Annotated in this window: 14 protein-coding genes and 3 tRNA genes; 9 read left to right on the forward strand and 8 right to left on the reverse strand. The window is 60.6% G+C overall.

The annotated features are described in order from the left end of the window. Positions 1-364: 364 nt before the first annotated feature. A complete protein-coding gene (locus tag KQI84_14075; GenBank protein ID MCB2156004.1) occupies positions 365-1483 on the forward strand; it encodes a beta-lactamase family protein in 1119 nt (372 codons plus the stop codon). Positions 1484-1507: 24 nt separating this feature from the next. Here the strand turns inward: KQI84_14075 and KQI84_14080 are convergent, their stop codons facing one another. Beyond that, on the reverse strand, positions 1508-2755 hold the full coding sequence (locus tag KQI84_14080; protein MCB2156005.1) for a hypothetical protein: 1248 nt from the start codon (positions 2753-2755) through the stop codon (positions 1508-1510). A 194-nt stretch (positions 2756-2949) separates the two neighbouring features. On the opposite strand from KQI84_14080, the gene KQI84_14085 reads away from it, so the two are divergent. The 3 genes from KQI84_14085 to KQI84_14095 all read left to right on the forward strand — a co-directional run bounded on the left by KQI84_14085 (position 2950) and on the right by KQI84_14095 (position 3226). Then, positions 2950-3026 (forward strand) — tRNA-His (locus tag KQI84_14085). 28 nt (positions 3027-3054) lie between these two features. Next, positions 3055-3132, forward strand: a tRNA-Arg gene (locus KQI84_14090). A 17-nt stretch (positions 3133-3149) separates the two neighbouring features. After that, positions 3150-3226 (forward strand) — tRNA-Lys (locus KQI84_14095). 285 nt (positions 3227-3511) lie between these two features. Here KQI84_14095 and KQI84_14100 read toward each other — a convergent pair. The 7 genes from KQI84_14100 to KQI84_14130 form a co-directional block, all read right to left on the reverse strand. Beyond that, entirely contained in the window at positions 3512-4549 is a 1038-nt protein-coding gene (locus KQI84_14100) for a 2-oxoacid:ferredoxin oxidoreductase subunit beta (protein ID MCB2156006.1), read from the reverse strand. Beyond that, entirely contained in the window at positions 4549-6423 is a 1875-nt protein-coding gene (locus KQI84_14105; protein MCB2156007.1) for a 2-oxoacid:acceptor oxidoreductase subunit alpha, read from the reverse strand. The genes KQI84_14100 and KQI84_14105 overlap by 1 nt, the downstream gene beginning before the upstream one ends. A gap of 164 nt (positions 6424-6587) precedes the next feature. Continuing rightward, positions 6588-7457, reverse strand: coding sequence for an amidohydrolase family protein (locus KQI84_14110; protein ID MCB2156008.1), 870 nt, complete (start codon positions 7455-7457; stop codon positions 6588-6590). 3 nt (positions 7458-7460) lie between these two features. Then, on the reverse strand, positions 7461-8015 hold the full coding sequence (locus KQI84_14115) for a YfbM family protein (protein MCB2156009.1): 555 nt from the start codon (positions 8013-8015) through the stop codon (positions 7461-7463). Between the two features lie 162 nt (positions 8016-8177). Beyond that, positions 8178-9146 (reverse strand): 4-hydroxy-tetrahydrodipicolinate synthase, encoded by a 969-nt coding sequence (gene dapA / locus KQI84_14120; GenBank protein MCB2156010.1) that lies wholly within the window; start codon positions 9144-9146, stop codon positions 8178-8180. A gap of 260 nt (positions 9147-9406) precedes the next feature. Continuing rightward, on the reverse strand, positions 9407-13348 hold the full coding sequence (locus KQI84_14125) for a hypothetical protein (protein ID MCB2156011.1): 3942 nt from the start codon (positions 13346-13348) through the stop codon (positions 9407-9409). A gap of 105 nt (positions 13349-13453) precedes the next feature. Next, positions 13454-15127 carry a B12-binding domain-containing radical SAM protein gene (locus KQI84_14130; protein MCB2156012.1) on the reverse strand — a complete coding sequence of 558 codons (1674 nt, stop codon included), beginning with the start codon at positions 15125-15127 and terminating at the stop codon, positions 13454-13456. A gap of 202 nt (positions 15128-15329) precedes the next feature. Here KQI84_14130 and folD point away from each other — a divergent pair, with 202 nt between their 5' ends. The 5 genes from folD to KQI84_14155 all read left to right on the forward strand — a co-directional run bounded on the left by folD (position 15330) and on the right by KQI84_14155 (position 23202). Beyond that, positions 15330-16211 carry a bifunctional methylenetetrahydrofolate dehydrogenase/methenyltetrahydrofolate cyclohydrolase FolD gene (folD, locus tag KQI84_14135; GenBank protein MCB2156013.1) on the forward strand — a complete coding sequence of 294 codons (882 nt, stop codon included), beginning with the start codon at positions 15330-15332 and terminating at the stop codon, positions 16209-16211. A gap of 47 nt (positions 16212-16258) precedes the next feature. Continuing rightward, complete coding sequence (locus tag KQI84_14140; GenBank protein MCB2156014.1) at positions 16259-17554, forward strand: FtsX-like permease family protein; 1296 nt, start codon at positions 16259-16261, stop codon at positions 17552-17554. A gap of 168 nt (positions 17555-17722) precedes the next feature. Beyond that, positions 17723-18562, forward strand: a complete 840-nt coding sequence (locus KQI84_14145; protein MCB2156015.1) for a hypothetical protein — start codon at positions 17723-17725, stop codon at positions 18560-18562. Then, complete coding sequence (locus KQI84_14150) at positions 18549-18863, forward strand: cell division protein ZapA (GenBank protein ID MCB2156016.1); 315 nt, start codon at positions 18549-18551, stop codon at positions 18861-18863. Before KQI84_14145 ends, KQI84_14150 begins: the two co-directional genes overlap by 14 nt. Positions 18864-19071: 208 nt before the next feature. Next, entirely contained in the window at positions 19072-23202 is a 4131-nt protein-coding gene (locus KQI84_14155) for an FG-GAP repeat protein (protein MCB2156017.1), read from the forward strand. The last annotated feature ends 51 nt before the right edge of the window (positions 23203-23253 follow it).

Consider the following 23253-nt stretch of genomic DNA (forward strand, 5'->3'; position numbering starts at 1 on the left):
TGACCGGCTGGATCGGTCCAGCCACCCCTGGATTCGCTAGAAAGGCGCCTCCGCGGGCCCTTTCGGACTTCCGTGGGGGAGGAGGTTGCGCCAACGCACTGCCCCGCGCTACAAGTACCACGACCATCGCGACCAATGCGCGCAACTGGCACACGCCGTCGGCGAAGCCGGACTCCTGGGCGAGGAGTTCTATTGGTTCTGACAATGTGGATCCCGGACTGAGGACCGACGTGTGCGCCAGCCCGTCTTCCTTGACAATCCGGGATGCCGTCCGGGTGATTGAGTACACACCTTCGTCAAGTTGCTACTCGCTTCTGGCGATCGCGTGACCATGTTTCGTGCGCAGGGGAGAGCGAGAATGTCCATGTCCCACCGTTCCATCTTCGGATTCCTGACACTCTTGCTCTTGATGGCGATCGCGATTGGATGCGGTCCATCGACCAAAGAGTTGAGCGGAATCGAGTATGCCCCCGCGGAGCGAAGCGATTGGAAGGTGGCTACGCCCGTCGAGCACGACCTCGATCCGATGCTCGTTGCCGATCTCTACTACAACGCGTCGAAGCGCCCGAAAATCCGGAGCGTGTTGGTCATCAAAGATGGCCATCTTGTGGCCGAGCGCTACTTCAACGACGGCTCGATCGATCAAAAAGCCCGTCTCCAGTCCGTGACGAAGAGCTTCACGTCTGCGCTCGTCGGGATCGCCCTGAAGCAGGGATATCTGGAAAGCGTCGATCAACGGATCCTGGAGTTCTACCCGGAGGTTGCAGACAAGATCACCGACCCAAGGAAGAAAGAGATCACGATCCGCCAGCTTCTGGAAATGCGTTCCGGATTCCCGCGGGAAGAATCCGACGAGGGCCTGTGGGCGGGACTCCTGTCCGGGCACTACCCGCCGCTGATCGAGGGCTTTCCGCTGACCGCCGAACCCGGAACCAGGTTCCAGTACAGCAACCTAAGCTCCAACTGGTTGGGGATTATCGTGGATCGATCATCCGGCAAGGATCGGATGACCTTCGCGACCGAAAACCTCTTCGAACCGCTGGGCATTGAACCCGGCGAATGGGGCCAGGACGCCGACGGGAACTACAACGGCTGCGGCGACCTTCACCTGACCGCACGCGACGCGGCGAAGTTCGGCCTCCTGTATTTGAATGACGGTAAGTGGAACGGCGAGCAGATCGTCCCCGCCGAATGGGTGGAGGACTCACTCAAGACCTACTCAGTGAACGAAGCCTTCGTCAAAAGCGTCGGCGAATTCCGCGACATTGGCTACGGCTACCAATGGTGGTCCGCCAACGTCGGAGGCCGCCCCGTGAACTTCGCGTGGGGCCACGGCGGACAACTTGTCGTCTTGGTCGAAGACCAACAGATGGTGGTCGTTGTGACGTCCTACCCGTTCTGGCTCGATCACGATGGCGAGTCCTGGAAGCACGAAAAGGCAAACATCAAAATGGTCGGCGAGTTCGTTGCATCCCTGCCGTAGTCGGCAAGAGGCGTGTGACCGCAGCTACAGCAGCTTCGCCGCGAGGACCAGGACCGCGAACTGGATCAGGAAGAATCCGATCAGCGTGGAGGTCGCCTTCTCCTCCAGTACTTCCATCATTCCCATCAGGATGGCGCGCGCCGTGAAGTAGGCTCCGACAAGGCCGAGCCACAGGCCGAACCATGGAATGAATCGCAGACAGAGCAGGAAGACGATCAGCGGGATGATCGCCAGCATGCCGGCGGTGATGACGGCTTTCCAGAGCGGGAAGTCGTTGATCTTCTCGGCGCGGGCGGACATGAACAGCATGACGCCTCCGCAGATCATTGTCGCCGCCATCGAGATCACAATCGAGACGAGTCCCAACGCCAGGCCGAACATTGAAAGACCAAGCGGACCCGCATCGAAGTCCTCATCCGAGCCGGAGGAGAACGCGCTGTAGTCGTAACCTCCGCCGCCGTTTCTCTTCGCGTTGCGGCGCTCAAGCTCGGCGCGCTTGTCCATCGCCATGATGACTTCGATGTCCGACATGCCCTCGGTGTTCAGGCTGCCGCCGCGCCAACGTTCCGCGTCCGCTTCGGTCCACTGAAAGTCGTCTTCGTACTCTTCATAATCATCGCTGTAATCTTCTTCGACGTACGAATCATCGTACGCGTCGAACTCGACATTCACATCGCCGTAGCCATCATCGTAGATGGGCTGCGCGACGACGGGCGTCGGCGCGACGGGGCGCTGGCGACGAGGTTGCAGGTTGCTGAACAGGCCAATCGGCTGACTGCCGTCGGAGAGCGGAATCGTATCCGGCGGACCGAGATAAACGCGCGCCACGTTTGCGACGGCAAGCGGCAGCGCCGACGAACCCGCATCGACGGCGGTCTGGCGCACGCGAAAACTCGCGGCGGCCCCGTCGCGCTGGAATTGTTCGACCCAGACGAGAGGCAACTCCTCGCCGCTTGTCATGAACAGGATGCCGCGGCGCCCGCCCGCGGGCTGGCCGCTGGCTGCCGGCTGGCGGAAATGAACCGAGGCCACGCGATCGGCTTCCACAAGGTTCGGCTCGGCCGACGCCATGCCATCGGCAATCGTGCGCACCATGAAGTGCCCGCGGCCGTTGACGTTCGTGAAGGAATCCACCCAGACCGAGTCGAATTGCCGGCCATCCGTCAACGTCATGACGTCGGCGCTAGCCACGCCCGCGGAGAGCAGACCCCAGGCCGCACACAGCCAGAGCGCTCGCACAAAGCCCCTTGCCGGACCGATCGCCAGGAACATCCCCGAACATGCCTCCGAAATGATACTCTCTTCTAGCGACACCGGTTCTACGCCGCAACGCGATTCCGCGGCGGACGGTGGCATAAAAAAACCGGCTGTGGGCCATTTGCACTTGACGGGCCCCCCACCTTGGCCCTACCCAAACGACTCCGATGGCGCGGGAGGAATTCCGCGCCGGGCGGTCCGGCACGATGGCGGATGTAGCTCAGGCGGTTAGAGCACCAGATTGTGGATCTGGGGGCCGGGGGTTCGAGTCCCCTCATCCGCCCCATCGCCAGCCCCCGCTTGGAGGATACGACGCGCCCGTAGCTCAGCCCGGATAGAGCACTGGATTCCGGTTCCAGGTGTCGGGGGTTCAAATCCCTCCGGGCGTGCCACTCTTTCGGAATTTTGTGGGTCATTAGCTCAATTTGGCAGAGCAGTGGACTCTTAATCCATTGGTTCCAGGTTCGAGTCCTGGATGGCCCACCATAAACCTTTCACGAAGAAAACCCCTCGCTGCCTGCGAGGGGTTTTCTCGTTTCGTCGAATTGTGCAGACAACACGGGGCCGAGGGGCGATTCAGCTTGTCAAATCGGCATCGATGCGTTCTATTGAAGACAACCTGAGCGGCCCCTCCGAGGAGCCAGCTCGTTCGGGCCACAGAGCCCAATAGGGGCGTATCGCCCCCGAGGCCATTTGGCCTCCACAGACGCGCGCCCGGGAGTTTTCACTCCCGGGCGCAGCTCTTTATTACTCTTTTGTTCGATTGCGAGGTCAGTCCAGATCTTCGCCGGCAACCTGCCACGTTGCGTGGCCTTGGATTAGCTCCTGCAACTTGCCCGGGCCTTTGCGTTCCGTGATCTCGGCGATCTGATCGTTGACGAGATCGTTGTAGGTCGGCCGCTCGACGGCGCGGATAACACCGATCGGTTCGGGGAAGTCCGGCTGGCGCAGGCGCGCGAGTTTGAAGTGCTCAGACATCGGGGCTTTCTCGTCGTGGACCAGAAGATCGTTCTTCGTGAATCCGCCCTGGCCGAGTGTCACGACGCGCACCTGGCCTTCAACATGCGCGAGGCCCTTGTCGTCTTCCTTGCCAAAGACCATCGGTTCGCCGTCGCGCAGTTCCACGATGTGGTCCGCGCGAATCTTGCGGTCCTGGGCATAGCTGAACGCGCCGTCGTTGAAGATGTTACAGTTCTGGTAGATCTCCACGAACGCGGCGCCCTTGTGTTGGTGTGCGCGCGTCAGCACTTCAATCAGGTGCTTCGGATGCGTGTCGACAGCGCGCGCAACGAAGGTCGCTTCGGAAGCGAGCGCAATCGCGAGCGGCAGCACCGGCCAATCGAGCGACCCCATCGGCGTGGACTTTGTCTTCTTGCCGAACGGCGAAGTGGGGGAGTACTGACCCTTCGTCAGACCATAGATCTGGTTGTTGAAGAGCAGGATTTTCAAATCAACATTGCGGCGCAGTGTATGGATTGTGTGGTTGCCGCCGATCGAAAGGCCGTCACCGTCGCCGGTGATAACCCAGACGTTCAAGTCGGGCCGTGCGACCTTCAGACCGGTCGCGATCGACATCGCGCGGCCGTGGATGCTGTGAATGCCGTACGTATTCATGTAGTACGGGAAACGACTCGAGCAACCGATGCCGGAGATGAACGCGTACTTCTCGGGCGGAACGTCGAACTGTGCGAGCGTCTTCTTGACCGCGGCCAGAATCGAGTAATCCCCGCAACCGGGGCACCAACGCACATCCTGATCGCTGGCGAAGTCTTTGAAGCTGTATTTCGGGGTTTCAACGGCGGTCGTCATTACTTCGCCTCCTCGTTCATCAACATCTCGACAGCGGTCACGATTTCACTGACCATGAAGGGGCGACCCTGAACCTTGTTCAAGCCGCGCGCATCGACCAGGAACCGGGCGCGAAGAATTTCGCGCAACTGGCCCTTGTTCAGTTCCGCAACCAGTACGTGTTTGTACTTCTTCAGAATCTCTGGCAAGTTTTTCGGGAATGGATTCAGATAGCGCAGGTGAATGTTCGCAACGGGATGGCCGCGCTCGATCAGCTCGGCGGTCGCTTCGCGAATCGCACCATACGTACCGCCCCAACCAATCAACAGAACATCTGCATCCGGATCGCCGTACACGATCTGGTCGGGAACAACGTCGACGACCTTCTCGACCTTCGCGTGACGGTAATCCGTCATGCGCTGGTGGTTATCCGGATCGTAGGAGACGTTGCCCGTGCCATCGGCCTTCTCCAGTCCACCAACGCGGTGCATCAGGCCAGGCGTGCCGGGCAGCACCCACGGGCGCGAGTAATCTTCGTCGCGCTTGTAGGGTAACAGCTCGCCGTCTGGGCCGTTGGTTTCTTCGAGGTGATGGACGGGAATCTCTTCCAGGTCATCGACACTCGGAACCAGCCAGGGCTCCGCACTGTTGGCGATATAGCCATCGCTGAGGATCATGACCGGAGTCATGTACTTCAGCGCAATGCGCACGGCTTGGATCGCGATATCGAAGCAATCGCTTGGCGACCGCGGTGCAAGCACCGGCATCGGGCAATCGCCGTTGCGGCCGTACATGGCCTGCATCAGGTCGGATTGCTCAGTCTTTGTCGGGAGACCCGTCGACGGGCCGCCGCGCTGAACGTTCACGACGATCAGCGGTAACTCGAGGATCGTTGCGAGGCCGAGGGCTTCGCCCTTTAGGGCAATGCCGGGGCCGGACGACGCCGTCACGCCGAGCGAACCGCCGAAGGCCGCGCCGATCGTCGTGCAGATGCCCGCGATTTCGTCTTCTGCCTGCACGGTGCGAACGCCGAACTCTTTGTGTCGCGCCAACTCGTGCAGAATATCGCTGGCGGGAGTAATCGGATAGCCGCCGTAGAAGAGCTCTTTCTTCGCCAGGTGCCCCGCCGTCAGCAGGCCGAGGGCCAGGGCTTCGTTGCCGCGAACCTGGCGGTAGAGGCCCTTCGGCAGCGTGGCCGGTTTGACCTGGAAGTTGTTCTGGAACATCTCGGCGGTTTCGCCGAAGTAGTAGCCCGAGTGGAGAACCTTCAGGTTCGCCTCACGCATCTGCTCGTTCGACTTGAACTTCGAGTGGATGAACTCGACGACCGGATCGAGCGGCCGGCTATAGAGCCAGCACACGAGGCCGAGGGCGAAGAAATTCTTGCAGCGATGCGCATCGCGGCCGGTCACGCCGAGTTCTTCCACGGCGTGAGTGGTCGCGTTGGTCATCGGCACTTGGAAAACGCGATAGCCATCCAGGGAACCGTCATCCAGGGGGCTCTCTTCAAAGCCGGCAAGCTTCAGATTCTGCGTTGTGAAGCCGTCCTCGTTCGCCACGATAATCCCGCCGGGCTTCAGATCGCGCAGATTCACCTTCAGCGCCGCCGGGTTCATGGCAACCAGGGTATCGACCTGGTCGCCCGGCGTGTGGATGTCCTCAGAACTGAAGTGAAGCTGGAAGCCGGAGACGCCATAAACGGTGCCGGCTGGGGCCCGGATTTCGGCCGGGAAGTCCGGCAGCGTGCTGACGTCGTTGCCGTAAACGGCCGACGTATTCGTAAATTGCATGCCGGAAAGCTGCATGCCATCGCCGGAATCGCCGGCGAAACGCACGGTCGCTCGCTGGATGGATTGAATTGGCTTTTCGCCGGTTTCCGTGGTTTTTACGGACATTTTTCGCGTCGTTCTCCTCTAATTCGTGCTCAAGGGTCTCCCCCAGGGCGGGGGAAACGCATATTTTACGCCACAGCGCGGGTGGCTCGTCAGCGCCAGTCGATCAGAGCAGCGTATGGCCCTCGTTGCTGGCAGGCAATTCCAAAACGTTGAGAGGATGGGAGTTATTTGATAGCCAGCGCCGCCACGGCGTCTCGCGACAGGTTCGGCGCCAGTTCACAGGCCAGCGCAATCTCCCTCTCCATATCGAGAGACTCGTTGCTGGCAAGGCTGTCTGTGCCCAGATACGTCGGGATGTCTGCCGCCAGGAGCCGTTCCAGTGGAAACGCCCCGCGCTCGAAGTAGACGTGAGTGCCCGGGCATACGACGGCGCTGGTTCCCGTTCGGCGCAGAATCGCCAGATCTTCGTCATCGATGTCGTTCAGATGGGCCAGCAGTGTGCCCGGCCCCAGGACGCCGCAGGATTCCAGGTGGGGGACCGGCCGTAGGCCGGGCGGGCGCCAGTCTTCCGGCAGGAGATGGCGATCTGCAAGGAACTCCAACATCGCCCCCTTCCCGTGGACCATCATCTCTGTTTCCTCGGGCGTCTCGGCCGCATGGATGCAGAGACGGAGATTCCGAGCCTTCGCCTCGCGGGCGCAGGCACGCAGAAGCTCGGGCGTCGTCGAGTACGGTGCGTGCGGCGAGAGCCCGACCTGCACGCCGGCCCGCGTGGCGGGCGCCAGTCGGCTGACCAGTGATTGTTCCGCCGTCTCCGGCTGGGTATTGATCACCTCGCGAAAAACCACCGCATCCAGGCCGGAACCTTCCCAGGCGGCCTCTGCCAATCCACTGCGATCGATGTCCCAGACTTCGACGATGCGATTGGCGCGCATCTCCTCGATTTCTTTGCCCATCGCAGAGACGGCGTCCTCCACGGGACGATCGCGCTTCTCGATGAAGATGCGCTCCAGCCACTCCGCGAACGGCAATCCCGGTGGGATGACACCGCGCAGGTGGCTCAGTTCCAGATGGCAATGGGCGTTCAGATACACAGGTCAGTCTTCAAGGAACAGCATGCCGAGCAAGGCCGCTTTCGATTCGACGGCCATGTTCAGGAACTTCTTCAGCGCGAGAAAGCAATCCAGCAGGATCGCCAGATCCTCGCTTGAATCTTCTCCCCATCCGCCGGGCGGCACGCCGGATTCCTCCAGTTCAGCCGGATCGTATCGTTCCTGGATGATCTCCGGAGCGACCTTCTCCAGTGCATGATGGATCCGTTCGACTTCCACTGCGCCCAGCGTCGAAACGATCGGGCAAGCGGCCAATTCCTCGAACCACTCGGTGAGGGCCTCCTCATCTTCGCCGGCCAAGTCTTCATCATCGAGGTACCCGACGAGAAGGAAATCCAGGATCGGCTGGTCCTCGCCGACTGTATCGCTCAGCAGAAAATGCAGCGCCTCGTTCCATTCGCCGAGGTCGAGCGCATTACCTTCGCCGGATTCGGCGTTCTCCCATTCGATTGGGGGCAGCATTGTCTCGTCGAATTCGTCGTCTTCCATCAGGCGGCGATGAACGTTCGTGCTAACGCGTTGCAGCAGGTAAGCGCTCATGACAGGCCCCCTTTCCGGGGAAGGATGTTACCGCCAGTGCGCACGAAAACAGACGGCGCGTCAAGTGCCGCTGAAGATGCAGGACTGCTTGAGTCAGAAAAGGAAACCCGCCCCTGCGATGAGGGGCGGGTGGATATTCGATTGGAACCTGGTGCGACGAGCCTACGCCAGAGGGCCGACGTGCTTGCCAACGTGCGGGAACTCGGTAATAGCCAGGGCCTTGTCGATGGTCGCGATGGCCTTGGAGCGCCCGGGCTCGCGCAGGTCGCCGACCTTGACGAGCGGCAGGCGGACTTCGCTGTCCAGCATGTGGTGCAGCGCGATCGGATTCTTCACGCAGAAGCACGCGTCGACGCAGGGCTGAAGGGCCTTCTGCAGTTCCTCGGCCTTCTCCCACTCGCCGGCGGCGCACAGTTCGGTCAGTACCTGGAACTCTTGCGGCCAGACGTTGGCGCTGGCGGAGATGACTCCGGTTCCGCCAAGCTTCATGATGTCGTACACCATGTGGTCTTCGCCGCTGACGACGGTGAAGTTCTCGCGATCGGTTTCATCCAGAATCCGACCGACCTGGTTCAGGTCGCCACTGGCTTCCTTGATCGCGACGATGGCCGGGTGCTGTGCAAGCTCGATCGTCGTGTCAGCCTCGATGTTCGACTTCGTCCGGCTCGGGACATTGTAGAGAATGATCGATGCATCGTTTTCCCCGGCCAGATCGGCCATGATACGGAAGTGACGCAGCAGGCCTTCCTGGGGCGGGTTGTTGTAATAGCCGCTCACGTGAAGCAGCGCGTCCACTCGGCCTTCGGCCAGGATCGCGCGGCTCATCTCGACGGCTTCGTGCGTCGCGTTGGAGCCGGCGGAGGCGATGATCTGGACCTCGCGGCCCTTGCCGGCCGCATATCCGCGGGCGTACAGGGCGCCTTCGCTGACCAGTTCAATCTGTTCGTTGTGGGTGAGCGTGGCGCTCTGCCCGGTGGTGCCGGCGATCACGATACCGGTCACGCCGGCATCGATGAAGTGGGCAATCAGCTCGTGGTACTTATCAACGTCGACGACGACACGACCGCTTTCTTCGATCATCGGCGTAATGATGGCGGGGTAGCATCCTCTGATTTGCGTAGCAGATAACATAGTTTCATCTTCCTTTGGAACGGGATCGCAATGGGAGTGGGGCCGGAAGAGGTCCTGCATCCAGGCCACGCGCTATCCCTGGGGGTTCAACACTGTCAAGCGAGAGTCATTCCGGCCGTTCAAAATAATGAACCCTCTAGGGGCCTCTTTAGCGGAAGCCCTGGGCCTCAGTACAATGCCAATCTAGTGATATGACCCAAAGGGCATCAAAACTGGCATCCTGGGCGGCCAATCGGGTCAGCCTGACCCGGTGACACGGCTCACTTCAGCAGTTCCCGGGTGACTATATCGGCTGGATCGATCAGGTTGTCGTTGTTGAAATCCAGCCCTTGCGGGTCGGTTGTCCGACCCAGAATGACACTGATCACGGCGTCCGGTGGCGCCATGGGAGTGAACTCGGTTGTCATGTTATTGTCTTCGCTGTACTCGTCGATCAGGTTGTCCGGATCGATGACGGCGACGATGGAGTAGTCCTGGTCGTCCGGGATGACCCAGCGCGCTGTGATCGTCATGCTGCTGTTTCCGGAGAGACCTGTATTCGTGCGTTCATTCTCGACGATTGGGATCAGTTCGCGTGCATCGGGAGGCATCGCGTAGAGCGAGTAGTGGAAGTACCAGGCGCTCAGATCGCCGATGTTCTTCACTTCGGCAAAGACCGTGACTTCGTTGCCCGGTTCCGGGATGCCGCCCTGCAATCCTGTCTTGCCGACCGCCAGGTCGCGCACGGATTCGTGACTTAGCATCGAGAAGGTGCCATACTCGGCCAGGTCGCGTTCAATCACACCTGTTGTGACGCCGTCGATCTCCGCAGTCGTCGGAGTCGACGTCAAATCGGCCTTCCAGAATCCGACGAGGAGACTGTCGTTCGCGTCCGGGAGCGCGACGAAATTCTTCTCAAAGGAACGATCTGGACTCAGCGGTCCCGGCGCGCGCTCCAAACCCATGATCTCCAGCGCGGGCCCGCCGTCGACTTCGTGTCCCGGGCCTATGAATCCAAATCCTATGCCGGCCAGGTTAACCATGTCCAGACCCTCCAGGCTCGCGCCTCGTGAGTAGTTCTCATCGCCTGGATCATGCGGCGCCGGTTGGCCCTCGGGGAAAAACTTCTGTCCTTGATCCAGGTCACCAACGTGCACGGCGGGCGCCATGATCCCGGTGTCTTTGTAATCCTCCATTTCCACCCAACCGATCGCAATTCCCGCCAGATAGGCGTGCATCATCGGATGGAACGTCATCGTGGGTTCGGGCTGACGGAATTCACGATACAGCGTATTGTATATTGGCCCCACATAGACCGAGTGGCGCCACTTCTCTGCGCGAATATCTCCCTCTAACGGATCGACGCTTGTGACATCCTCCATGCGCGTGATGACGATTTCGATCGTATTGCCGTAAAGCGCGGCGGCGTACTCCAGAATATCGTCCGGAACGCCCGCTTCTGGATCTTCGTCGCCCAAGCGCCGGTGGTTTCCGAACTCGAAGTCATAGCCCATTTCGAGCATGTGCAGCGTAATTCCGCCCAAGCGCCCGCTACTAATTGGATCCGCCGACAAGTCCCACGGCAAGTAGTTGCCGTTCTCCGACTCCAGCCACAGCATCCAGGCCTGACCGAATCGCGCATCGGCGGACTGTACGTTGAAAGCCGTCTTACCCGTGATCGGGATTTCCCGCACCTCGGTCCATGTACGTGTCTCAGGATTGAACGTCGCGTAAGCCGGAATCAGGTTCTGCATCATGGTCTCGTTGTCGGCTTGAGGGTCTCCGCTCGGCTGCAAATCTTCAATCGCCACGCGTTCCCACATCGCAACGAATCGCTCGTGAATCGGCTCGATGCTGGAGATCTTATAATAGCCGACATCCGGTTTGAAATCCATCTTGGCGTCTGCGCAAACCGGAGCCGGATCGCTGAAACTCATTCCATCAAAGTAGCTGTACCAGATATCGGTTGCCTGCGTTGCGGGCCTGCCTTCGATCGGCTGCTCCCACAAGACCATGTATCGAAAGCCATCTGTCGAACGCCCGATGACCGGGCGTGTGCCATCTGGCAAGCCGCCGATCACGTCAGCTTCTGTGTCGAAGTCTGTGGGATCGTTTGGCACTCCGCGCGCGCGACGTTGGCGTTCAAACTCGTGGAATGGGTTTCGAGTGATGATGTGCGGGCGCTCTTCCAACGTTTTGACGGCGCGCCCCCCTGGTTCCGCGTACGTGTACTGCCAGCCACTGTCGGAGACGATCGTTGGTTTCGATGGCGGGACTCCACTGCGAGCGGGATAGGTGCTCGTAAACGTGTACCCTGTCTGGAACTCGCGGATGATGTTGTAGATACGCAGCTTGGCACCGATCAGCAGACTTGCTCCGATGGAACCCATTCGCAGGCCAGAAGTCTCGTCCGGCACGAGTGTGACGCTACCCTTCCCTTCACCGAACGCAGTGGCCTCCATGTAGTCGCCGAGCACATCGACAACCGCCGTGATCGTCAGGGCGATGTAGCCGGTGATCTTGCCATCGAACGAGAGATCGCTGTTCTCGTTGACCTTGATCTGCGATTCCGCATCGATGCCGAGCGTAATCGCCGCGATCAATTTCGCACGTTGATCCAACCAGGCGACGGCGCTGCCGATGAAGGGCCATTGCTTCAACGGTGCAAGCTGCGGAAACACGACGGACATCTTGGCTTCTTCCTTCACGGTTCCCGCCAGTTTCACGGTGACCAATCCGCCGGTGAAGTCGAGTCCTTCCGGAGTGAGCTGATTGATCACGCCACCACCGAGCTCTGTGCGCAGCACGCCCGAACCGACAAGGAATTCACCACCGCCGGCAACGGAGATGTTTCCGTCGCCAACACTGGCGATTTCCGCCTTTGCCGACGCCTGAACTTCTTTGATGCCGTAGCGCTTTCCGCCGACCCACGGAATGCCGTCGATGAACTCCACCCACGCGTTGATGGGCGTTCGTGGTGCGACGCCGGAGTAACCCCACTTCACGACCTTATCGATGAACTGATCGCCGAACGGGCCATAGCTTGGATCGAGCGAGTAGAACGGGATCGTGCCCGGGTAGGTTCGCAGTGGGATCGCCATCTGGATGGGCGTGCTGATCTGATTGTTCGTATTCTGAAGCGTGAACAGCGAGTAGGGATTCTCAATGCCATCCAAGACATCGCGCCTGAAATATCCCGTGACCGTCCCAGCGTCGTACGTGCGAGGCCCGATGAAGACTCCATCATAGACGCGAAGTGCCTCGATATCGCTCCCGCCGCCGTACGCCGCGAGCGTCCAGTTCACGGGATATGATGCGGAATGCTCCGGGAATGTCCACAGAACGCCTTCTTGATTCAAATCGAACGATGTGACATCGGGCAGAGTCTGAGCCTGAAGCGAACGCTGCGTGATGTTCGCGTCCTTGGCGTTCAGAAACATGAACCCATCGTGGCTTCCGATCAGACGACAGGAACTGATAACCCCGCCAATGTATGCTCCATCGAATCGCCCTTTCTGGTAAAACGTCTGCCCGTCGAGTCGATAGAACTTCCCGTAGTCATAACCATCCTCGATAATCATCACGTACAGATCGGATGAGACTCGATCGACAGCTAGGAAGTAGGGACTGAGTCCATAGCGATTCGGACTGGGAACACCGAAGATGTTCGTGAAGAGCTGCGAACGTGTCACTTGCTGCCGAATGGCGGTCGCATCGGGGCTCAGATTATATATCGAACTTCCGCAGATGACCCACCACGACCCGTCGTTCGCGCGATCGATCGCGTTTACGCATCCGGTAGATAGAACCGTACTAAAGTCGATCGTATCGGTCTTTGTGATATCCGGCTCGCCCTCGGTTGTGGTCCCGAGCTGCCAGACGGTCATGGTCGTGAGGTCTTCATCGAGAACGTACCATGTGTCGTCATTCGCAACAAAGCAAGCCCCAAGCGTCGTGTATCCAAAGGCGTTGTGAAACCCGTAGTAATCCACGGGATAGCTGAAGGAGATCGTGGAGAGATGACTCCCACCTCGATCGTAGGTGTTAATCTCGCCAAGCTTCTCTACGTAGTGTCGCCCGAGCGTCTCATCGAATGTCCAGCGAGCCTTATCTGTATTAGGCGGATAGAGCGAATAGAGGACATCGCCTGGATTCTGTGCGAAGGTCTGACCGCAGAGAATCGGCAGGATAAACAGGGAGAGCACTGCGAGTCGCAGTTTCATGGTCCCCTCCAAGAAGCCAACGAATGTTCAACCTTACGCAATCACTGGCCTGCGAGAGCGCGTTCTGTCAATCTGAGGTTGGAACAGAGGAAGGCCTGCAGGGCGCTACAACACGTGCCCGATCAGCTCTTTCGCTGACATGTTGCCCCAGTTGTCGACGCTGGTCGGTCCGGAGACTTCCTCGAGCAGATGGGCAAACTCCCGATTCGCCATCGGCCAGTTACCGCGCGCGTTCTGCCAGGCCCAATACAGGTACTCCGACGCACGCCGATCGCCACAGGAGAGGATGGCCTGCGCCGCTGCAAGGTGCGGATTCGAGAAATGTACCTTCAGGTTAGGAATCGATTTCAGCTCTCGTTGCAGCAGCTTCATTCGCCGGCGCGCCTCGCGCACGCCGACAAAGCCACCGGCGCGTTGTGGCGTTCCGGGCTTTGGCACGAACACGCCGACATTTAGCGCGAGATGACCGAGCCGACCGTGCGAGCGCGACGCGTCGACTTGAACATGGTGAAGCTCCCGTGTGAAGGACGCGATCGAGCGCACGTCGTCGTCCGTCTCGCCGTTCAGTCCGATCATGTAGTACAGCTTCAGGTTTCGCATGCCGCGCGAGACGGTGTCGTGCGTGAACTGACGAATCTTTTCATCGGTCAGGCGCTTTCGCATGCGAATGCGCAGGCGTTCGTTGCCGGCTTCGGGCGCGATGGTCAGCGTGTTCTGTCCCGACTGCAGCAACGCATCGATCATGCGCGGCTTCACATCTTCGACGCGTAACGATGAGAAGGAGATGTTCATCCCGAGCCGAAGAAGTCGATCGCAAATCTCTTCGATCTCTTTGTGCACACCGACTGCCGAGGCGACCAGTCCGATGCGATCCGTTCGACCTTGGAAGAGGCGAGCCTGGCGCTCGATTTCTTCTGCGGAGCGATGGTGGTATTTGTACGGCATGTAGCCAAGAATGCAGAACTCACACTTGTAGGGGCAGCCTCGACTGATCTCGATCAGCGCGCGGTTGGCGAACTCCGTGTGCGGTGTCAGGATACCCGAGTGCGTGGGGAATCCCAACAGGCGATCGGCGTGGGAGATGCGCGTCGCCTTCGGCAGAGCAGACAGTTCGGAGCGATCGGAAGGTTCTGTGACTTCGAAGCCCGGAATTCGTGACAGCGCATCTCGCAACGCTGACTTCTTCGAGCCGTGCGCATTCAGCGCTTCCACGACCGCATCCATCGCCTCTTCGCCGTCGCCATGGACGATCACGTCGACGAAGTCGTACAGCGGAAGGCGGTTCATCGTCACGGCCGCGCCTCCGACGATGATCAATGGGTCCTTCGGTCCGCGCCGAGACGCCCACGGGGAAAGGCCCGACCGCTCCAGTATATCCACCACATGCAAGTAATCCATCTCGAACGCCACGGAGAAGGCCACGACCGGGAAGTCACCCAGGGGACGCTGGTTCTCAACGCTCAGAGGAGGATGCGTTGGCCAACTCCCCGCCGCGTCGCCATCCGAACTCAAGTGCGGTCGCCGTCCGCCTGCGCCGAGCAGATCCGGATGCGTCTCGTTCCAGAACACGCGCTCTGCCGCTGCGTCTGGCCGCGCGTTCAATCGGCGCACGAGCGTCTGAAAGCCAAGCGACGACATTCCCACATGGTACGTATTCGCGTAACACATCGCGATCGGCCACACCGAGCCAAATGGCTTCGGGCACGCGCCGTCTTCCGCCGCGAGCAAGGCACGCAGTGTCTCTTCGGTGGTGTAGGCTCTGCGGGGCTTGCGGGACATGGCTCCTGCCGATGCGAAAGTCGCGCCGGGCGCGTTTTGGACTCTGAGAGCTGCGCCGCCGGCGTGAACAGAGAAATCTACACGGTCGACCAATTCCAAGGATTCCCTATGACGGCCGAGCGCTCAGATTCTCGTGGCGTCGCGCGGTCTGCGTCGGACAACCTTCGGGGCGCTGGACATCGCTGACCCGGGGGGATTCCGGATGACCGCCAAGCTGATCGACGGACGCGCTATTGCCGCCGGCATTCGAGCTGAAATCCGCGACGCCGTGGCCGAGCGACGCGCCGCTGGGCAACGTCCGCCGGGCCTGGCCGTGGCCATCGTCGGCGAGAACCCCGCCTCTCAATCCTACGTCCGCATGAAACGGAAGGCCTGCGAAGAGGTCGGCTTTCTGTCCGAGGTTCACGCCCTGCCCGTCGAGACCTCGCAGGCGGAACTGCTGGCGCTTGTCCAGGAACTCAATTCACGCGACGAGATCGACGGCATTCTTGTTCAACTGCCTCTCCCGCCACAGATCGACGAAAGCCTGATCATCAACGCCATCGATCCGGAGAAGGACGTCGACGGGTTTCATCCGATCAATGTCGGCCGTCTTGTGATCGGCGAACGCGCCTTCGTGCCTTGCACACCGCTGGGTATTCAGGAGTTGCTGATTCGCTCCGACGTCGAAACCCGTGGGAAGTTCGCCGTTGTCGTTGGCCGCAGCAATATCGTCGGGAAACCGATCGCGAACCTGCTGACCTTACGGGGACGCGGCGGAGACGCGACCGTCTGCGTTTGCCACAGCGCCACGCCGGATCTCGACGCCGTTACACGCCAGGCGGACATTCTGATCGCCGCGATGGGGCGTCCCCAAGCCATCAAGGCCGACATGATCAAGCCCGGCGCCGTCGTGATCGACGTTGGAATCAACCGCGTGCCGGACGCTTCGCGCGAGCGCGGTTACCGCATCGTGGGCGATGTCGATTTCGAGCCCGCCTGCGAGGTGGCCTCTCAGATTACGCCTGTTCCCCGCGGCGTCGGCCCAATGACCATCGCGATGTTGCTGCGTAACACGCTGGACGCCGCCCAGCGCCGCGAGTAAGCCTGGAGGCGCCGGTCCACCGGCACATTCCCCAGGAATCCGCGCCCTTGTCCCTTCGCGCATGGCTTTACCTCATCCGCCGCGAGACCGCCGCCCAGCCCGGGCGAGCGGTGCTGCTGGTACTCTGCGCAGCGCTCAGTTGCGCGATCGGCGGCCTGGCACTGGCGGCGTTGTTCTATCTGCGCTCCGAAGTCCGTCCCCAGATTGAGAGCCTTTTCCCCGAAGAGCGCCTGGTCGTGCGCCGACCCGATGTCGACGTTTCGATCCTGAAGCTCCAGTTTGGCAAGATCACCGACGAAATCGTCGCCCAGATCGAAGCGATCCCCGAGGTCGAACGCGTCTCGCCCCAAATGCCCGCGCAGTTCCCGATTATGGCGGAGATGACCATCGGGCGGCTCGATGCGTCCTACGCCAGCGACGTGGTGCTTCACGGCGTGCCGGCGGAGCTGATCCAGGATGAACTGCCCCGCGATGCCGATTTCTCCTGGGATCCGGAGAGTGGCGACCCGGTCCCTGTGGCCGTGTCCGCCTACTTCCTCGACCTCTACAACCTGGGCCTGGCGGAAGGCGTCGGACTTCCGAAGCTCAGTCCAAATGCCGCCCGGAACCGCGAGTTCACGCTAATGCTCGGCGAATCGACTCTCGGCTTCTCGAAGGGCGAGTCGCCCAAGTTCGTTCGAGCGAAGATCGTGGGGCTGACCAAGAACCCGCTGCTCGTCGGCCTCGTGGCGCCGATCGATGTCGTGAGGCGCTGGAATGCCGAGTTCAACCCCGGCCAGCCTGCCAGCTACGCGATTTTGCACGTCGACGTGCGCCGGCCTGAGGATGCCCTGGCCGTTCGCGATCGATTGATGGCAATGGGGTTGCGTGTCGATTGGGCCGCGGAGGACCTGCAGCGATTCCAGCGCATGATCACAACCGCGGAACTCGTTCTTTTCGCCGTTGCTGCGGTGATTCTGGCCCTGACCAGCGTTGGAATCTTCTCGACGGTCGCGATGTCGACGCGAGAGCGCCGAGCTGCCTGGGGCCTCCATCGCGCGACAGGGCTCGGGCCGTGGTCATTGCTCGGGCTGGTGCTGGCCGAGGGCGCGATCCTCGGCGTTCTGTCCGCTGTGATCGGTGGGGCAATGGCCTGGGGCGTGGCGGCCGCGCTGCAATCGGCGGCGGGGGAGTACCTCGCCAACCTCTCTTTCATCCCTGGCCAGCCCTTCGCCCTCGGTGTGGAAACCTACGCGGCGATCCTCATTCTGGCGCTGGGGCTGATCCTTGTACCGACGCTCCTCTTCGCCCTGCCTGCGTGCCGGGCCGAACCGACGCGGCTACTCGAGCGGCGGAGTTTGTAGAATACTTCCAGTTGGAACGAGCGGGGCCGCTTGTTGCGCTCCCAAAACTTCGTCAGAAGTGCCATTCCCGTTGACACTGTAGGCCTATGGCTTGCGCCATAGGGGTCTGTCAGGGTACTAAGCTCCTGTTCCCGTTCAAACTGATATTCCCTGTGGAGGCAGCACTCGATGGTTGAGCTTGTTCAACAGTTGGAAGAGCGCGTGACGCGCCTGATTGAAGAGTTGGAAAGCACACGGGTCGCAAAGACCCAGTTGGAATCGGAAAACGACGGCCTGCGGATCACCGTGGCCGATCACGATCAAATAAAGACCGAGTTGGAAGAGGCCAAGGGCCAGATCGCCGGGTTCGAAGAAGAACGCCAGCAGATCGAGGGCCTGCGCGCGGCTGCGGCCGAGTTGGAAACGCTCAAGTCCGAACTCGAAGCAATCCGCGGCGACTTGGAGACGACCAACAGTCTGCTCTCCGAGGCCGAAAGCGAGCGCAACGACGCGATTGCCCAGCGCGATCATCTGCGGGGCGAGTTGGAAAGCGCCCAGGCCCGCGTGGCTGAGTTGGAAGAGTGGCACAACGGCACCGTCCGTCATCGCGACGAAATCCAGGGACAACTGGAAGGCGCCAACAATCGCATGAGCGAAGTGGCCACCGAACGCGACGAGGCCCTCTCTGAACTGGAAGCCGCCCGCGCCCGCATCGCAGAACTGGAAGAGTGGCACAGCGGCACCGTTCGTCACCGCGATGAAATCCAGGAGCAGCTCGACGGCATGCGCAACGAGTTGGAAACGGCACGTCACCGCGTCGGCGAACTCGAGGGCCAGAACGGCGACTTCTCGCGCCTGGAGGAAGAAAACCAAACCCTGCGTCAGGAAATGGAAGCTCTCCAGTCTCGTGTCGACGAAGCCGGTGAGCGCGACCAGCGCATGCGCGACCGGCTGAATTCGCTGCTCGAGCGCATCGAGGCCGCCGAGGCCCACCTGGCCGAAGTGGAGATGGCCCATGAAACAGCGTGAGCAAATCGAAGTCAGCGTCGGCGGACACCAGATCAAAATGGAAATCGAGCCGGATGAGCGCGCTCACGTCGAGCGGGCCGCCCAGCAGGTCAACGAACGGCTGAAGCGCCTTGGTGATCGCGTTGCGACGCCTCAGAAGGCCGCCACCATGGTCGCGTTCCAATTCGCCTGCGACCTGTCCATCGCCAACGAATGCCTGGACGAAGCGGAGAAGCTCGCCGCCGATCTCCAGCGCCAGAAAGACGCCGTGAAGCGCCTCGAAGGCCTCCTGACAAAGGTCGACAGCGCGCTGGCTTACTGATCTCTCACGCCCAAACAGCAGGAATTCCGACCGCCCGGTTCCCCCCGGGCGGTTCTTTATTGTTCCTGGCTTCGCTTGACCCCGCGGCCGCCTCATTGGCAGTATAGCGCCCGTACACACAGTAAACTCCGTCTTGTCGTCGCTGGGGGAAGGGGAGCCAGGCGACGGGCGCCGTTTTATATCGTCTTTTGACCTGGAGGAGGTCGAGATGTCTCGTCATGTCTCTTGTGCCCTATTGGCACTTTCGATTCTCGTTATCAACAGCGCTTCTGCGGATCCACGACCCCCTGACTGGACGGTCGCCAGCACCGTGCTGCAAGGACAGGCCGGCGCAAGCGTCTGCACGGTCGGCGACATCAATGCCGACGGCTATCCGGACTTCGCGGTTGGCGCTCCGTACTACTGGACGTCCGCTTCGACTCTTGGGGAAGGCGCGGTCTTCCTCTTCTACGGCGGGCCGACCGGGCCTTCGACTACCCCAGACTGGATCGCCACCGGGACCGTACAGGGCGGGCATCTTGGCTGGTGCGTTGCCCCCGCAGGCGATGTGAACGACGACGGCATTGCCGATATGATTGTTGGTAGTCCCGATCGCACGATCGCGAATTCGGGCGATGGGTTGGCAGTGATCTACTACGGAGCCGTCGGTGGCCCTTCGCTGACTCCTGGCTGGTGGCAGGCCGGCAGCGCGTCCAACGAACACTTCGGCACCAGCGTCGCCGGCGTCGGCGACATCAATGGCGACGGCATCGACGACTTCGTTATTGGAAGCCCTGGTGCCACTGATGGGCAAGCCAACGAGGGGCGTATCCAGGCGTACTACGGCACGACCGGCACGCCGGACCAGGTTGCGGACTTCACGTATTACTCAGACGAAGCCTCGGCGGCTCTCGGCAAATCCGTGGCGCCTGTCGGCGATGTGAATGGCGACGGGGTTTTCGACTTCGCAGCCGGTGCGCCGGCATACGACGGCTCTCGGGGGCGCGTTGTGGTTTTCTATGGAAGCGATCCCGCTCCCAGTTCCACCCCCGATGTAGTATACGATGGAATGAACACCGGCGATGCGTTCGGAACCTGCGTGGCGATGGCGGGCGATGTGAACGGGGACGGCTATTCGGATCTTGCAGTGGGCGCTCCCAATTGGACACACCTGACCACACTCGGCGGTGTCGTCTATGTGTGGAAAGGTTCAAGTACCGGCCTGTCTTCGGGAGGCCCGGACTGGCAGATCGAGGGCACAGAGTCGAACGGTCTGTTCGGTACCTCCGTGGCCTGCGCCGGTGACACGGATAGCAACGGCTTGGCGGACCTTGTTGTGGGCGCACCCGGAGTGAGTTCCAATACCGGACGAGTTTACTTCTACCAGGGATGGCGAGGAGATGGAATCGACACCACCCCGGCCTGGACTTGTGATGGAGAAGCGACCGGTTCGAAGTTGGGGTTCGCAGTCTCTACGGCGGGAGACACCAACGGCGATGGTTACTCTGAAGTTCTCGTCGGTGAACCGGGATTCTCCAGCGTGGCGAACAATGCGGGACGGGCGCTCTGGTTCGATGGCGCGGTGAATCTCCCGAATGAAACGGCGGATTGGCTGCACAGCCAGAACGTCGAAGATGTTCGCACAGGGCGTAAGATCATCTGCGCCGGCGACGTGAACGGCGACGGCTATCAGGACCTTGCGATTGCTTCGCCGCGATACACAAATCTGTACACGACCGAGGGACGAGTGAGCCTCTACCTCGGCTCTTGGCTGGGTGTTTCCGACACGCCCTCTCAGTCATTGTATGGCGGCAGCACGGGCCTCGGCCTCGGCAACGTGATGGCGTCTGCAGGAGATGTGGACGGAGATGGACACGACGATCTCCTGATCGGAATCCCTGAGGCCTATGTCCCCGGCATCGGCCAAGAAGCCGGGCGCGTGAATCTGTACCTTGGCACTTCCACCGGATGGAATTCGACCCCAGTTTGGAGTGCGACCGGTTCCGACACTTGGCAACACGTCGGCTGTTCCGTTTCGACGGCCGGCGACGTCAACGGCGATGGATACGTCGATCTCATCATCGGCGTTGAAGGCTACTCTGAAACCGAAATCGGGCAAGGTGTGGCGATTGTTTATTACGGACCGATTATCGGTCACGGGAATGTTCCCGATTGGTATTACGCAGGAAGTGAGAATGGCGATCACGTTGGAGAGTGCGTTACCGGCGGAGGCGATATCAATGGCGATGGTTATGCGGATGTTGTTGTCGGTGCCCCCGGCTTCGACAACGGCACGCGGTACGGAAAGATCATGGTCTTCCACGGCTCGGCAACCGGCCTGTCATCCACACCAGATGCCGAAGCAACGCCCACCAGCGACATGAACAGCCTGGGCAATATCATGTCTATGGCAGGCGATGTGAACGGCGATGGCTACTCCGATCTCATTGCCGGATGTACGGTTTGGAACAATGGCTCTTACGGATGTGGTGCCGGACTTGTTTACCTGGGATCGGCTGGAGGCCTCGTGACCGGCAGCCACATCGTCCTGTCCGGGAATGAGCAATTTGAATCCCGCATGGGCAAGTCCGTTGCCTGCGCGGGCGACGTGAACGGCGACGGCTTCAGCGACGTTCTTGTCGGTGCGGACAACTACAGTGGCGCGACGGGCTACGAGCACGAAGGGCGCGCTTTCCTGTTCTACGGAAACGCCGGTGGAGTCGATCCGACCTACGTATGGACCGGCAATGGTGATCAGGGAGGGGCGTATTACGGGACATCCGTCGCCGGAGGAGATTTCGATGGCGATGGATTCAGCGACTTCGCCGTCGGCGCCCCACAGTATGACGATGTCGAAACGAACGATGGTCAGGTGCGTGCCTACATGGGAAATGGCGGGCGTGGTCGCTACGTGACTCCCTATGTGCGAATCACCGGATCGAACCAGCGCATCGGCGTCTGGAATCGCAGCGATTACCTGACGGCGTTCAAGGGATTCCTCCGCGGGCGTAGCCCACAGGGGCGAGCCTATCTGCGCCTGCAATGGGAAGTCCACGAACACGGCACGGTATTCCCGGGCACGACTCTTCACAGTGGAAACTACTGGGCGCTGGCGCCGACGTTTGGCTCTCCACTCACCGCGACGATGGACTTCTTGACGGAAGACACTCTCTACAACTGGCGCGTGCGCACGGAGTACAAGCCGGGAAATCTTCTGGGCCTTGTACACAGCCGCTGGTATTGGGCTCCCTTCAACGGGCAGAACGAACCCGATGTGCGCACGGATTGGATCGAGCCAACCCCGACTCCGTCCCCAACGCCTTCGGATACTCCGACGCCGACGCCGTCCGATACGCCGTCACCCACACCAACGGAAACTCCATCGCCGACGCCGTCGCTGACGCCCTCACCAACGCCAACACCGACACCCGCGGAGATTGAACTGATTTCCCCCGAGGATCGTGAGGAAGGCGTCGAGTGCTGGACCAATCTGGAATGGGTTGTGAACGAATTCCATCCAGCCGTGCACAACTTGCGGGTCTACTTCGAGGACGTCTATCCGCCGACGGTTGCCAGTTCAACTCTCAAGCCGGACGCGAGAAGCTATCTGGTCGAGAATCTGGCGGCTCACACGGAGTACTACTGGTACGTCGTCCAGGAGAACATTGCTGGCGAGCAGCTGGTGAAGAGTAAGATCAACGTCTTCATCACGGGGGAAACATGCCAATTCTTTGAAGCCATCAATCCCCCGGATCGTAGTTCCGACGTCCCCTGCGAGGGGGATTTGATTTGGGACTATCACGGACCCGACTTCAAACTGTTCGAAATCTACCTCAGCCCAATTAACCCCCCACTGACTCTGTTGGGTGACGTGCCTGGAAGCACAACCCAGATACCTTATTCGCATCTGAAAGACGAGCAGGTCTACTACTGGGCGGTCGAGGCCGTCGCTTCTTCGGGAGCTGTGGTTGCGGAGAGTCCTGTCTTCTCCTTCCGCACTGGTATCTGTGCCACGCCGACGCCGTCCCCGACGCCCTCTCCGATCCCATCTCCAACGCCCGGGCCGATGATCGACTCGGATGGAGATGGATACGCGGATTGGTATGAGGAGTGGAAGGAGACGTCTCCCACAGATCCGAACGATCGCCCGCCGCTGGGCGATGTCGATGAAGACAATGCTACGAATATGGTCGACGCCCTCATCATCATCCGGGCGGCGCTGGGATCGATCACGCCTCCGCCGGACACGGAACGAGGCGATGTGAATCTCGACGGAGTCTGTGATGAAACGGACGGATACAGCTTGTACAACTGGTGTATTGGAGCCACGGGGTGGACAATCTTGCCCGATACGGAATGAGGGGCATCCGGCCTGTTTCCAGGAAACAGGTTGCTTCTCTCCGATCGTGCA

It is taken from the genome of bacterium (assembly GCA_020444065.1).
GTDB lineage: Bacteria > Sumerlaeota > Sumerlaeia > SLMS01 > JAHLLQ01 > JAHLLQ01.